The sequence below is a fragment of the Curvibacter gracilis ATCC BAA-807 genome, from assembly GCF_000518645.1.
Classification (GTDB): Bacteria; Pseudomonadota; Gammaproteobacteria; order Burkholderiales; family Burkholderiaceae_C; genus Curvibacter; species Curvibacter gracilis.
This window is the reverse complement of sequence record NZ_JADZ01000005.1, coordinates 173,397-187,666: the sequence shown is the minus strand read 5'-3', so window position 1 is coordinate 187,666 and position 14,270 is coordinate 173,397. Positions and strand designations below refer to the sequence as shown.

Annotated in this window: 9 protein-coding genes; 3 read left to right on the top strand and 6 right to left on the bottom strand. The window is 64.0% G+C overall.

Going from position 1 to position 14,270, the window contains the following annotated elements:
• Positions 1–97 precede the first annotated feature (97 nt).
• On the top strand, positions 98–2,272 hold the full coding sequence (locus L880_RS36620) for a methyl-accepting chemotaxis protein (RefSeq protein ID WP_027474513.1): 2,175 nt from the start codon (positions 98–100) through the stop codon (positions 2,270–2,272).
• A gap of 62 nt (positions 2,273–2,334) precedes the next feature.
• On the opposite strand, the gene L880_RS0103640 is transcribed toward L880_RS36620, so the two are convergent.
• Positions 2,335–3,954, bottom strand: a complete 1,620-nt coding sequence (locus L880_RS0103640; protein WP_043328402.1) for a methyl-accepting chemotaxis protein — start codon at positions 3,952–3,954, stop codon at positions 2,335–2,337.
• 247 nt (positions 3,955–4,201) lie between these two features.
• Positions 4,202–4,906, bottom strand: coding sequence for a glutathione S-transferase N-terminal domain-containing protein (locus L880_RS0103635; RefSeq protein WP_027474511.1), 705 nt, complete (start codon positions 4,904–4,906; stop codon positions 4,202–4,204).
• A 184-nt stretch (positions 4,907–5,090) separates the two neighbouring features.
• Between L880_RS0103635 and L880_RS0103630 the strand changes: the two genes are divergently transcribed.
• A complete protein-coding gene (locus L880_RS0103630; protein ID WP_027474510.1) occupies positions 5,091–5,414 on the top strand; it encodes a nucleotide pyrophosphohydrolase in 324 nt (107 codons plus the stop codon).
• Positions 5,415–5,436: 22 nt separating this feature from the next.
• Here L880_RS0103630 and L880_RS0103625 read toward each other — a convergent pair whose 3' ends face one another.
• A complete protein-coding gene (locus tag L880_RS0103625; protein WP_027474509.1) occupies positions 5,437–6,774 on the bottom strand; it encodes an MFS transporter in 1,338 nt (445 codons plus the stop codon).
• Between the two features lie 1,439 nt (positions 6,775–8,213).
• Here L880_RS0103625 and L880_RS31485 point away from each other — a divergent pair.
• Entirely contained in the window at positions 8,214–10,565 is a 2,352-nt protein-coding gene (locus L880_RS31485; protein WP_051443028.1) for a putative bifunctional diguanylate cyclase/phosphodiesterase, read from the top strand.
• Between the two features lie 30 nt (positions 10,566–10,595).
• Here the strand turns inward: L880_RS31485 and dinG are convergent, their stop codons facing one another.
• The 3 genes from dinG to L880_RS0103605 are packed head-to-tail and all read right to left on the bottom strand — an operon-like array spanning position 10,596 to position 14,226.
• Positions 10,596–12,734, bottom strand: a complete 2,139-nt coding sequence (gene dinG / locus L880_RS0103615; RefSeq protein WP_027474508.1) for an ATP-dependent DNA helicase DinG — start codon at positions 12,732–12,734, stop codon at positions 10,596–10,598.
• Positions 12,731–13,414, bottom strand: coding sequence for an ankyrin repeat domain-containing protein (locus L880_RS0103610; RefSeq protein ID WP_027474507.1), 684 nt, complete (start codon positions 13,412–13,414; stop codon positions 12,731–12,733). Before L880_RS0103610 ends, dinG begins: the two co-directional genes overlap by 4 nt.
• Positions 13,411–14,226 (bottom strand): TatD family hydrolase, encoded by an 816-nt coding sequence (locus L880_RS0103605; protein ID WP_027474506.1) that lies wholly within the window; start codon positions 14,224–14,226, stop codon positions 13,411–13,413. Before L880_RS0103605 ends, L880_RS0103610 begins: the two co-directional genes overlap by 4 nt.
• Between the last annotated feature and the right edge of the window lie 44 nt (positions 14,227–14,270).

Sequence of the window (14,270 nt, the reverse complement as noted above, 5' to 3'; positions counted from 1 at the left end):
GTATCTTGTATGCAAGGTGATCCGGTCCCTGAATGACGGGACCGGGGCACCTGACCGGAGTTTAATGATGACTGATACGCACGCTTCCAGGCGTACGATGAGCCTGGGGACGCGTCTGTCCCTGAGCAATTTCCTGCTGGTTCTCGTGGTGCTCACCGGCCTGATCGGTGCCATCACCTGGTCGGCAGCCCGCTCGATCGAGCAGCGTGCCACCCAGGAGGTGCACGACCGCACCGAACTGCTGACCAACCTGGTGCGCGCCACGGACGCTGACCTGCGTCTGCGGACCTCCGAATTGGGCAAGGCCTTCAATGCCCGCCTGGAAAAGCGGGTCACCCTCACGGGGGAGACCGTCGACATGGGCGGCAAGGCGGTGCCGGTGCTGGCCTGGCAGGGGCGCTCGCTCAACACCGACACCAACCTGGTCGACGAGTTCTCGCAGTTGACCAAGAGCTCGACCACGGTGTTCGTCAAGAGCGGTGAGGATTTTGTGCGGATCAGTACCTCGCTCAAAAACGAGCAGGAGCAGCGTGCCACCGGCACGGTGCTGGATCATCAGCACCCGGCCTATCAGCTGGGCTTGCAGGATCAGCCGTATGTGGGCCTGATTGCACTGTTTGGCCGCCAATACATGACGCGCTACGACCCGCTGCACGGCAGCGATGGCAAATTGGTGGGCTTGACCTTCGTGGCTCAGGACTTCACTGACTATCTTGGCATTCTGAAGAAGACCATCCGTGACTTGAAGATCGGGGAAACGGGCTACTACTATGTGCTTGACGCCCGCCCAGGCCCCAACCAAGGCAAGCTGGTGATCCACCCGGCCAAAGAGGGCAATAACATGCTCGATGCAAAGGATGCCGACGGCCATCCTTTCATCCGTGACATGCTGGAACGCAAGAATGGCGTGATGCGCTATCCCTGGATCAACACAGAGCTTGGCGAGACACAGGCGCGCGAGAAGGTGGTGGCGTTCACCTTCCTCAAGGAATGGGACTGGGTGGTGGCCGGGGGCACCTACAGCGATGAGTTCTCTGCCGAGGTCGTGCACACCCGCAATCTCTATTGCGGCCTGGGCCTGACCATCGTGTTGCTGATCTCGCTGGCAGGCTGGTTGATGTTCCGCAAGCTGGTGGTGCGTCCCCTGGACGAGGTGGCACATGCCGCCGATCGCATCGCCCATGGCGACCTCACCGTGAGCCTGACCGTCCACCGCCGCGATGAGGTGGGCCTGCTCCAGGAGGCCATCAATCGCATCGGTCTGGGCCTGACCAAAGTGGTGCGCACCGTTCGCGACAATGCCCAGAGCGTGGCCAGTGCCAGCGCCCAGATTGCCGAGGGCAATCAGGATCTCAACGCCCGCACAGAGAGCCAGGCCAGCTCGCTGGAAGAGACCGCTTCGTCGATGGAGCAACTGGGCTCGACCGTGAGTCAGAACGCTGCCCATGGACGCACGGCCAGCGATCTGGCCGTCCATGCCAGTCAGGTGGCGAGCCGAGGCGGTGCCGTGGTGGCCGAGGTGGTGCATACCATGCAGGGCATCAACGACAGTTCGCGTCGAATCGCCGACATCATCGGGGTGATCGACGGCATCGCTTTCCAAACCAACATCCTGGCCTTGAACGCAGCGGTTGAAGCGGCTCGGGCCGGTGAGCAAGGCCGCGGCTTTGCCGTGGTGGCCGCCGAGGTGCGCAGCCTGGCCCAGCGCAGCGCCGAGGCAGCCAAGGAGATCAAGACCCTGATCACCGCCAGCGTCGAACGGGTGGAGCAGGGCAGCGAGCAGGTCAACCAGGCCGGCCAGACGATGCAGGAAGTGGTGGAAGCGATCCGGCGGGTCAGTTCGGTGGTGGGTGAGATCAGCACCGCCAGCGCCGAGCAGAGTGCTGGCGTGGCCCAGGTGGGCGAAGCGGTGACGCAGATGGATCAGGCGACGCAACAGAATGCCGCCCTGGTTGAGGAAATGGCGGCGGCGGCAAGCAGCCTGCGCACACAGGCAGAAGACCTGGTGCAGGTGGTTTCACTTTTCAAGTTGGAGGGCGGTGCCCCCGCCTGGAACGGAGCCCGGACACCGACCGTGTCATCGCCTCAAGGTACGACGGCGCAGGGCGGCTCTGGCCAGCACGTGGGTGCTGCGCCACGGGTGGCCGCCGAGGAGTCCAAGCCCGCCCTGAAACTCGCCAGCCCCGCAAGCCCGCCGGCCTCGGGTCATCGCCCTGCGGCCCAAACGCAAAGCGGCTCTGCCAGCCCGGAATCGGATTGGGAGAGCTTCTGAGCCTGTCCTGCTGCGGTCTGCGTGCCTGGCGTGGGCAGGTGCCTGGTGTTGTGTGAGAGCGCTCAGGCCACCGGCAGTTGCTTCATTTCCCGCCGCAAGGCCACCGCGTCCAGGTCGGCGATGGAGGCTTCGCCATGGGCCAGACGGAACAGGCGCATCGAATGACTGACCTCGTCGACCTCGATGTGCAAGGCCTTGGCGGCCGCGGCCAGTTGCTCCACCAGGGCCGCATTCTGCTGGGTGATCGAGTCCATATCGGCCACGGCCGAGTTGATCTGCGCGATACCGCCTTGCTGCTCGGCAGCCGAGTGGCTGATTTCGTGCAACACCATGCTGACCTTGCCCACCGCCGCCAGGGCCTCGTCCATGCGCCCCCGGGCATCCTGGGTCTGCTGGCTGCCGCTGTCGATGCGCTCGGAGGATTCGATGATCAACTGGCGGATCTCCTTGGCAGCGCCCGCCGTGCGTTGCGCCAGGGCACGCACCTCAGAGGCCACCACGGCAAAGCCGCGGCCACTCTCACCGGCCCGGGCTGCTTCGACGGCCGCGTTCAGGGCCAGGATGTTGGTCTGAAAAGCCACCCCTTCGATCAGGTGGATGATTTCACCGATCTTGTGGGATGAGTCGGTGATGCCCGTCATGGTCTGGGCCACCGATTGCACGGCCTGGTTGCTGCGCTCGGTGACGTGCGAGGTTTCGGTGGCCAGGTGGGCGCCCTGGGCGGCCGCGGCGGCGCTCTGGCTGACCATGCTGTTGATTTCTTCCATCGCCGCAGCGGTCTTTTCCAGGCTGGCGGCCTGGGATTCGGTGCGGGTGGACAGGTCATGGTTGCCCGCGGCCACCTCGCGCACGGCGTCGCCCAGGTAGTCGACCTGTTGGCGCACATCGCGCACCACGGTGCGCAGGTTGACCGACAACTGGTGCAGGCTTTGTTGCAACTGGCCCAGCACACCCGGGGCACCGGTCTTGATCTCTTCGGAGAGGTCACCCGAGGCCAGGCGGTTGGCGTCGCTCATGACCTGGCGCAGGGGGGCCACACTCCAGGCATGGGTGAGGTAGCCAGCCGCCAGTGACCCGAGCAGGCCCACCGCCGCGGTGAGGCCGGTCGGCGCGCCGAACGCGGCACATGCCCAGGTGGCACCCGCCACGGCGGCGTAAAGAGCGCTGAGTCGCAGCGGGACGAGCAGGCGAGTGGCCTGCTGCCAACGACCTGCCAGGCCGGTGCGCAGCACGGCCCCCTGATCCAGCACATGGCGCAGATGGCCTTGTCGGGCCTCTTCGCGCATGGTGGCGTAAAGCGCTTCGGCGGCATCGATTTCTTCACGGCGAGGGGCCGTTCGGACGGAAAGAAAGCCCGTGATGCGTTGGCCATCGCGCATGGGCGTGGCATTGGCCCGCACCCAGTAGTGGTCGCCGTTCTTGCGCCGGTTCTTGACCAGCCCGGTCCAGGGCTGGCCTTGCTGCACCGTGGCCCACATGTCGCGGAAAGCCTCGGCGGGCATGTCGGGGTGGCGCACCAGGTTGTGGGCTTGGCCCAGCAGTTCCTCTTTGGCGAAGCCGCTCAGCTCGATGAAATCCTGATTGCAATAGGTGATGCGCCCTTTGGGGTCGGTGACCGACACCGGGGTCATGTGGGGCGGGTAGAGGTGCTCGCGCTGTGTGACGGGTTCATTGATTCGCATGAAAGTCTCTAGGGAAGCCACTGGGTCCGCCGCAGTGACTGGATTGTTCACAACACCGAGTTGTGCCGACGCTGCTCCGGCGAGGCTGAAATGTAAACCGCTTGAGCCACGTCGGCTGAGCTCACTCCTGCAAAATCAGCATATTCAACAGAAACGGCAGATCATTCTGGCTTGAATATGTCACTTGTGAGGGTGGATAAACCCTGATCGCATGCGTTTCATCAGATCAAAACTGCAATCAAGTCGATCAGTCACGAGTGGGTATGTTCAGGCCACGTTGCACAGCCGGTCGAGCCCCGAATGCAGCCAACACGCGCTGAACCTGCACAAAGTCGGCCTGGCCCACCAGGTCGCCCGCCTCGTAGAAACCAAACAGATTGCGCACCCAGGGCCAGATGGCGATGTCGGCAATGCTGTAGTCGTCGCCCATGATCCAGGCCCGGCCCTGCAGCTGCTGCTCCAGCACCGTGAGCAGGCGCCGGGATTCGGCCACGTAGCGGTCGCGCGGGCGCTTGTCCTCGTAGTCCTTGCCGGCAAATTTGTGGAAGAAGCCCAACTGGCCAAACATGGGGCCGATGCCGCCCATCTGGAACATCAGCCACTGCAAGGTCTGGTAGCGACGCGCGGGATCCGCGGGCAACAACTGCCCGGTCTTTTCGGCCAGGTACACCAGGATGGCCCCCGATTCGAACAAGGCCAGGGGCTGGCCACCCGGGCCCTGGGGGTCGAGGATGGCCGGGATCTTGTTGTTCGGGTTGAGCGAGAGGAATTCGGGCGACAGCTGATCCTGGGTCTGAAAGCTCACCAGATGGGGTTCGTAGGGCAGGCCGATCTCTTCCAGCATGATCGACACCTTGACGCCATTGGGCGTGGGCAGTGAATACAGCTGCAGCCGATCCGGGTGTTGGGCAGGCCATTTGTGGGTGATGGGGAAAGAGGAGAGGGTGGTCATGGGGTTTCCGGTGTTGGGCTTCGGTCCCTTGGAGGGCCTGCCGACGGATGGGTTAAAGGCCTGATTGGACCCACTGCGAGGGAGGCCCGCAAGAGCGGCCGGCGTTGCCACTTTGGATTTCAGGGGTAAGTGAGAGGTGAAAATCCCGGCCGGGGCTGCTGGCCCCGCATTCAAGGATTTCAAGATGGATCTGTCTGCCCTGCAGGCCACGTTGCGCCAGTTTGCCGCCGACCGCGCCTGGCAACCCTTTCACAACCCCAAGAACCTGGCCATGGCCTTGATGGTCGAGGCGGCCGAGCTGACCGAGATCTTTCAATGGATGACGCCCGATGAGGCGGCCCGCACCCGCGACACACCCGCCGTGCAGCAGCATCTGGGCGAAGAGATGGCCGATGTGTTGCTGTATCTGCTGCAACTGGCCGACCACACGGGCATCGACCTGGAGCAGGCCGTGGCCGACAAGCTGATCAAGAACGCCCAGAAGCACCCGCCACTGCCGCCCGCGTGACGCCGGGGCAGGGCGGGGCATTTCAGCGCGATTGGGCGGTGCCTGCCGCCTGGGCCGGGCTGACGTGCCCCCGGGCCACGAAAGGCACCAGACCCAGCACAAACCCAAGCACCGACAGCGCGCCCACGTAATGCGCCGGGGCCAGCACGTCTTTTTGCAACCAGGTGGTGATGATGATCGGCGTCAGGCCACCGAACACGGCATAGGCCATGTTGTAGGCAAATGAGAGGCCACTGAACCGCACCCGAGGCGGAAAGGCGCGCACCCCGACGATGGGCACGATGGCAATGACGCCCACAAACAGGCCGGTGACGCCGTAATGCCACATCAGTGAAGCGGGCGTGCCGGGCAGGTCGGTGTAGAACAGATAGCTGCTGATCAGCAAGCCGCCAAAGCCGACCAGCATCACGGCCCGGGTGCCCAGTCGATCGCTGGCCCAGCCCACCAGAATGCAACCCAGGGTCAGCATCAAGGTGGCCAGGGCGTTGGCCTCGAGCGCCAGGGTCACCGGGATGTGGTGAACTTTTTGCAGGTAAGTGGGGGTGAACAGCACCACTACCACAATCGCGGCCGACAGCACCCAGGTCAGCAGGGCCACGATCACGCAGGCCCAGCGGTGCTCGCGCAACACGGTCTTGACGGGCAGTTCATCGGCGATGTGGCGCAGTTGCTCCAGCTCTTTGAAGATCGGGGTTTCCTGCAGAAAGCGCCGCAAGTAGACCGACACCATGCCAAAGACGCCCCCGAGGATGAACGGAATGCGCCAGGCAAAGCCCTGTACCTCGGGCGCTTCGTAGTGGCTGTTGATGCCGATGGCCACCAGCGAACCCAACAAGATGCCGCCGGTGATGCCCGAGGTGAGCGTGCCGATGCCCAGGCCATAGTGGCGCTGGGGCACGTGTTCAGCCACAAACACCCAGGCGCCCGGCATTTCGCCACCAATGGCCGCCCCCTGCAAGACCCGCATGGCCAGCAGCAGCAAAGGCGCCGCCACTCCGATCGAGGCATAGGTGGGCAACAGGCCGATCACCAGCGTGGGCAGCGCCATCATGAAGATGCTCAGCGTGAACATGCGTTTGCGCCCCAGCTTGTCGCCAAAGTGTGCGATCACGATGCCGCCCACAGGACGCGCCAGGTAGCCGGCCGCAAAGATGCCGAAGGTTTGCAGCTGACGCAGCCAATCGGGCATGTCGGCCGGGAAGAACAGGCCTCCCAACACCGTGGCAAAAAAGACGTAGATCACAAAGTCATAGAACTCCAGCGTGCCCCCCAGCGCGGACAGCGCAAGGGTCTGGTAGTCATGGCGATTGAGAGTTCGGTGCGGTGCCTGCGGCGCCACACTCTGGGCAGTGGAAGTCATGAAAAGCTCGAATGGGTTGCCAGTGCGGCAACAATGCGTTGTGAAGGCCGCAGGTCGTGTGGCAGAGTCTCAGCTGTTCAGGGGCCTGGGGTGGATGGCCACACGCACGCAGACCACGATGGCGACCTGCGCTTGGAACAGAATGGGCCGCCTTGCACAGCCCAAGCGGCGTATTCTAGGGTTAACCCTAGGACTGTGGGTGCTTCAGGATTTGAAACGAACTGCCATCGGGCCATGCAAGGCTGTTCAGACCTGCTTGTCTGATGCGCTGTGCGTCGGGGCTGCTTGGGGGCGTGAAGCGTTGAAAAGGCCCAGGGTTGAGTGGTTCCGGCTTCTGAACTGAATGCAGTTGCTTTATACAATGTATATTATGTCAAATCTCATTGCAATCCAAGGAGATCGACTGGCAGGCCTGCCCGGTCCGCATTCTTCTTGGATTTGCGCCCGCTCCCGCAGATGGCCCTTGGCCCAAGCGTTTGGGCCCTGCCGCCATTTCTGCCTCTGGACTAACGGGCCTGCTGCCGCGGATCGGGCACTGCAGATCCTTTGGCCGGCAAACAGCCAACAGTTGGCGGTGCCGCCAGGTGCCTGTTCATCCAGGGCGTTGTGTGATCGGCGGTGGGCGAACAAGCTGGTGGGCTGAGCTGACACCATGCACGCTCTCCTGCTTCGGTGCGATCTCAGTGCTGTGATTCCTTGCCGCCATTTCTGCGGCTCGCGTGCATCGTGGAAATTCGCTGAGGCCAACAGAAGCTCGGTTCCCAAGCGCTGGGAGTGCCCCTTCTTGGGGTAACGGTGGAGGCTGGCCGAGCATCCGAGGTGGGTCGGTCATTCGCCTGCCGCCTGGGATGAGGCCTGCTGTTCCAAGCTGGGATCGCAACAAACTGACCCCATCAACCCCTGCCGTGCAGTGCAATGCCCGTGCGGCAGGCTTGTCGGATCCTGTATGGATCTTCGCACTTGCGAGTGTTTGGCCTTTGTTCTTGGGAACGCATTTGCCTCTTCACCAGACGCCGAAACGCTGGCTTTCGAGCCCATTTGGGTGGTGCTCACCACTGCATTCGATCCTCTGGGCGTCAGCGGCAAAATACCATTGATAAGTGATGCTTATCGCGATCTATAAAATAAAACATACATGATCGCATGTTGTATGTATGAATACATACGTTATTGCGTGATACCGTCGTTTGCTGCCGCCACGTCACACAAGGAGGGCTTCAAAGCGCTAGATCGATGCTCCCCGACCTGTACCGTGTGGCGTGACCTTCGAAATCGGACTTATTGCGCGACACAGCAGCCCATCGCATGGCTGTTTTTTAAAGTGTCATTTATGATCAATCTACATTGATACAAATTGGTAACCTCATGCCGATCAGGCTCGGTCCAGCGATTGCGGTAACGGGGGGCAAGCTTGCTTGCTCTGAAGAGGAACGCGCCCTGTGAACCTCCAGACGCCCGCGCGCCCCGAAGGGGCATCCACCCTCACCCAGCAGGAAACCCGCCTGCTGAATGAAGAGGTGTTGACCCTGGTGTATGGCTCGACGCGGCGCAGCACCTTGGTGGCCTTGCTGGTGGCGACGACGATCCTGACGCTTCAACATCAATATGCGCTGCTGGCCCCGTGGTGGGCCTGGGCTGGTTTGGCCGTGCTGAGTTATGGCGCGCGTGAACTGCTCGCACGCAGTTTCCGGAGCCGCCTGGCTGCCGAGGCCGGTGGCGCAAACTGGTTGCTTGCGTACCGCGTGTCCACTGCGGCTTGCGGTGCCGTCTGGGGCTTGTCTGGGTGGCTGTTCTACCCGGGTGGAGACACGGTGAGCCAGGCGTTTCTGGTGGTGATCCTGGTCGGGGTTTCCAGCGGCGGCATCATGGCCTACCTGATCGACCCGCCTTGTGGGCGCCTGTTTTGCGCTGGTATCTACTTGTTGGCACTGCCAGGCTTTTTGGCCCACGGCAGTTCGTTCTCGATTTCGCTCGCGCTGATGCTGGCCTTGTTCATGGGCTACATCAGCCTCTCAAGTGCCTCGATGTCGCACCACCTGCGTGAAAACATCAGCTTGCGGATCCTGGCCAACCAACGGTCCCAGGCGGTTCACGAGATGGCCGAACGCCAGGCCCTGCACATCCAGCAAACGCCCATGGGGGTGGTGGAATGCGACACCTTCTTCCGGGTCACGGTCTGGAATGCGGCTGCCGAGGCCATGTTCGGCTACAGCGCCCAAGAGATGCTGGGGCAATCACTCTCGCTTGTGATGCCCCCGTGGGAGCGTGAACGCTCGGCGTTGGTGATGCGTCATCTGTTCATGGACGGCATGGCGCAGAACAACCAGAGTGAAAACCTGCGCAAGGATGGCCAGATCATCATCTGCGACTGGTACGCCACGCCGCTGAAAGACATTGACGGCCGCATCATTGCCGCCGCCGCGCTGGTGGTCGACAAGACCGAGGCCCAGAAGAACCTCGAGGCCGTGCACCAATTGGCCTATTACGACATGCTCACCGGCCTGCCCAATCGGCGCCTGCTGCTCGACCGGATCGAACAGGCCTTTGCCCTGAGCAGTCGCCAACAGGACCACGGTGCGGTGGTGTTTCTGGACCTGGATCGCTTCAAGACCCTCAACGACATGAAGGGGCATTCGGCGGGGGATTTGCTGCTCAAACTGGTGGGTACCCGCCTGCGCGAGATGGTGCGCAGCCACGACACCGTGTCGCGCTTTGGCGGCGATGAGTTCGTGGTGGTTCTGCAGGGCCTGGGCGACAGCCCAGAGGCCGCAGTGCTGGCCTGCCGCCAGGTGTCGAACAAGATCATCGCTGAGCTGAACAAGCCCTTTGACATCTCAGGCTACGACTACCAGACCTCGCCCAGCCTGGGGGTCTGCCTGTTCCATGCCCATGATCTGGGCGTCAATGAGGTCCTGAAACGGGCCGACATGGCCATGTACCAGGCCAAGCAGGCGGGGCGCAACACCGTCTGCTTCTACGACCAGACGCTGCAACCCCAACTCGAGGCCCGGGCCAATCTGGAGGCCGACCTGCGCCACGCCATCGCTCAATCGGCGCTGGTGGCGTATTACCAGCTTCAGGTGGATGGGCAGGGCGAGGTGCTGGGCGCCGAATTGCTGCTGCGCTGGCGCCATCCCTGCCGGGGCTGGGTGTCTCCGGCCGACTTCATCCCGATCGCCGAGGAGTCGAGCCTGATCTGCGAGATCGGTGAATGGGTCATGTTGACCGCATGCCGTCAGTTGCGCACCTGGCAATCCCAGCCCGGCATGCAGGCGCTGCGGCTGTCGATCAACGTCAGTGCGCGCCAGGTCGAGAAGAGCGACTTCATCGAGTCGGTGGCGCGCTGCCTCGACACCACAGGCTGCCCCCCCGCGTTGTTGCGGCTGGAGTTGACCGAAGGCCTGATGCTGCGCAGAAGCGATGAACTGATCGCCAAACTGCAGGCCCTGCACGCCATGGGGCTGTCGCTGTCGATCGACGACTTCGGCACCGGCTACTCCTCTTTGTCGATGCTCAAGCACTTTCCGCTCGATGAACTCAAGATCGACCGCAGCTTCATCTCCGACCTGCCGGGCAACACCGACGACGCCACGCTGATCAAGACCATCATCGCGATGGGCCGCAACCTGGGCCTGGAAGTGATTGCCGAGGGAGTGGAAACCCCTGCCCAGTTCGAGTTTCTGCGCCAGTCGGGTTGCATGGCCTACCAGGGTTACCTGTTCGGGCGGCCGGTGCCGATCGAGGCCTTCGAGCGGCAGTTGGCGGAACGCGTCACGGCTCTGCCGGTCTGAGCCCCCTGCCCTCCCCTCGCCTGGCTCGCCTCAAAGATCGAAAACCTGCCCCTGGCTGTTGCGCTTTTGCCGCTTGAACGGCGGAAGCCCCGCCAGCAGGCGCTGGCCAAAGCTGGTGCTGATCAGGCGCCGGTCGTAGCAATACACATGAGCCTCGTCGGTTTCGCTGCGGATGGCCCGGCCCACCCACTGGGCCAGGCGGATGCTCACGGCAGGCACCACCAGCTCCATGAAGGGGTCGCGCCCCTTGGAGCGCAACCACTGGGAGCGTGCCGAGCTCACCGGATCCGAGGGCGGTGCAAAGGGCAGCTTGCAGATGAACACGCTCTCGCACAGCCGCCCCGGCAGATCCAGCCCTTCGCCGAAGGACTGCATGCCGAAGATGATGGAGGCGTCACCGCGCTCCACCTTTTCGCGGTGGCGCTGCAACAAGGTCTGGCGCGGCAGGTCGTTTTGCACCAGCACCCGGCTGCGCAGGCTGCCGGTCAGGCTGTCCACGGCGGTGCGCATCTGGTCGCGCGAGGTGAACAGCACCAGCGCGCCGGCCTGCACCTGGGCCAGGTCGGCCATCAACTCCTTGCACATGGCCTGGTTGTACTCGCCAGCCCGCTTGGGGTCGGCTGGGGTGTCCACCGCCACAAAATGCCCCTGTCGGGCAAAGTCGAAGGGGCTGCTGACCACCCGGGTGCTGACGTTGTCCAGCCCGCGCAGGCCGGTTTCGTTGAGGAAGAAGTCAAAACTGCCGCAACTGGTCAGGGTGGCCGAGGTGATCACCACGCCGCGCGCCTTGGCCCACAGTTTGTGGCGCAAGGCGCTGGCGGGCAGGATGGGGCTGGCCGAGGCGGTGATCGACAGGAATTCGCCATACAGCCCAAAGGTGAACCAGCGCGCGGCGGGCACCTCGGTCTCCAGCAACATCAGCGCGGCCCAGGCCTGCACGGCCTCCAGGCGCGGGGCCAGCACCCCCAGCTGGACGTAATGCGTGGCCAGCTCGCGCGAGTCTTCGGGGCGCTCCTTCATCTGGGTGCGCAGGGCGGCCGAGATGGCCTGCAGGTGTTTGAGCATGGCGCCCGAAATCGTCAGCACCTCGCTGACCGGGTTGCTCAGCACGCCGGGCAAGGGCCCGATGGGCAGCAGTTCCACCGGCTCGTCGCTCAGGCCCTTGGGGCGGTACAGGGCCAGGGCCTGCTGAGCCACCTCATTGAGGTGGGCTTTGAGCGCACTGCCCTGCCCTGTCAGTTCGGCCGCCGCATCCAGGTCGAGCATCTCGGCCGTCTTGCGGGCGCGCAGCGCCAGTTGCTCCACCCAGCGCAGCCGTGTCAGGTCGGTGCTTTCCTGGAAATGGTTCAAGGCCACGGCGGGCAGGTGGTGGCCTTCGTCCAGCACCAGCAGGCAGTCCGACAGATCGGGCAGCGTGTTGCCGTTGAGCGTGGCCAGCAGCAGGTCGTGGTTGGCCACGATCACCTGCGAGGCGGCCAGGGCCTTGCGCTGGTCGAAATAGACGCAGTCCTGGTAGTCGGGGCAATGCTTGGCGGTGCAGCTGCTGGCCTCGGCGGCCACCGGGCTCCACATTTCGGGGCTGGGCGGCACAGCCAGGGTGTCACGGTCGCCATCCCAGCGGCGATCCTTCAACTCGGTGGCCATCTGGCGGTAGAAATGAAGCTGGTACTCGGTCGGCGCACGCCCGTTGCTCGAGGCGCTCGGGGCTGTGCCCGCCGGCAGCTCGTCGGCAAACAGATCCGGCTCACCCTCGCCGTTCACCCAGCGCATCAGCTTGTATTTGCAGACGTAGCGCCCGCGGCCCTTGGCCAGGGCGTGGGTGAAGGGCTCGGGCATCAGCTGGCTGAGCAGGGGCAGGTCTTTGTGCACCAACTGCTCTTGCAAGGCCACGGTGGCGGTCGAGATGATGACGCGGGTCTTGCGCGCCAGGGCCGCGGCAATGGCGGGGGCCGCATAGGCAATCGATTTGCCCACGCCGGTACCGGCCTCGATCACGGCAAAGGCGCGCTCAGGCTCGTCCTCGCACTTGCCCAGTGTGGGCGTGCTGAAGGTTTGGGCCACCAGTTCGGCCATGTGACGCTGTCCCTCCCGGGCCCTGAAGCCGGATGAGGCTGCCACCACATGGTCAAACGCCGCCAGGGCTGTGGCTTGGGTCGTCTCGGCGCTCACCAGGTGCCCTTGGGCTGGCGGGCTCGCAGGGCCGAGGCAATCGCCTCGACGTTGGCGGTGCGCCCCACCTGCTGGGCAAAGTCGATGGCCGTGAGGCCCTTCTCATTGCGCAGCGAGGCATCGGCCCCCTCCTCGATCAGCACCTTGAGCACATCGCTGCGCCCGTACATGGCCGCCATCATCAGCGGCGTGCTGCCATTGGGCGAGGCCGCATCGATGTAGGCTGAGTTGTCCAGCAGCAGGCGCACCATCTCGACCTGGTTGGGCGAGGTGCCGGAGGCCGCGTAGTGCAGCGGTGTCCAGCCGGTCTTGTTGACGTCGGCGTCGTGCTCGATCAGCAGCTTGGCCACCGTCAGATCGCCGCGGATGGCGCACAGCATGAGCGCACTCTCGCCTTTCTTGTTGCGCACCTCGGCCTGGATGTTGGGCGCACTCAACAGGGCCTCGACCGCACGCACCGATTGCAGGTCCACCGCCATCATCAGGCCGGGCTGGCCGGTTTCGTCCACCGTGTTGGGGTCGAAGCCCCGCCGTATCAGGGCCTGGAGCGTGCTGGCGTCATTGCGCCGGATGGCCGTGAAAAAGTCTTCGAAAGAGCCCGCATGGGCACTCTGGCCCAGCAAGGTCAAACCGGCGCTGGCCCCCAGGGCGAGCAGGCATTGGCGACGATGGAGGTTCATGCGGCGCTCCCGGTGGCTGGGCTCATCACGCCACGGAACAGGCGCTCGAAATTGGCACTGGTCTGTGCGCCCACGGCCTCGGCACTCAGGCCGCGCAGCTGCCCGATCTGGGCCGCCACATGGGGCACGTACGAGGGGTTGTTGGTCTTGCCACGGTAAGGCACCGGGGCCAGGTAGGGGCTGTCGGTTTCGATCAGCATGCGATCCAGCGGCACAAAACCGGCCACCTCGCGCAGGTCGCTGGCACTCTTGAAGGTCAGGATGCCGGAAAACGAGATGTAAAAGCCCAGATCCAGCGCTGCCCGGGCCACCTGCAGGCTTTCGGTGAAGCAATGGAACACGCCGCCGGCCGCGCCTTCACGCCCGTCCTCGCCCATTTCGCGCAGCAAGGCCAGGGTGTCGTCCGAGGCGCTGCGGGTGTGGATCACCAGGGGCTTGGCGCAGGCCTGTGCCGCCCGGATGTGGGTGCGAAAGCGCTCGCGCTGCCAGGCCATGTCGGCCACGGTGCGTTCGCCCAGGCGGTAGTAGTCGAGCCCGGTCTCGCCGATGCCCACCACCCGCGGCAGTGCCGCCCGCTGCAGCAGGTCGTCCAGACTGGGCTCGAGCACACCTTCGTTGTCGGGGTGCACACCCACGGTGCACCAGAAATTGTCATGCTGCAGGGCCAGCGCATGGACGGATTCAAACTCTTCGAGCGTGGTGCAGATGCACAGCGCGCGGTCGACCTGGGCTTCGGCCATGGCACGGCGGATGGCGGGCAACTCGGCCGTCAGCTCAGGAAAGGTCAGATGGCAGTGGGAATCGACAAACATGAAAAACTCAACGGCAAGGCCCGCAACAGGGCGGGCAGTGTTCA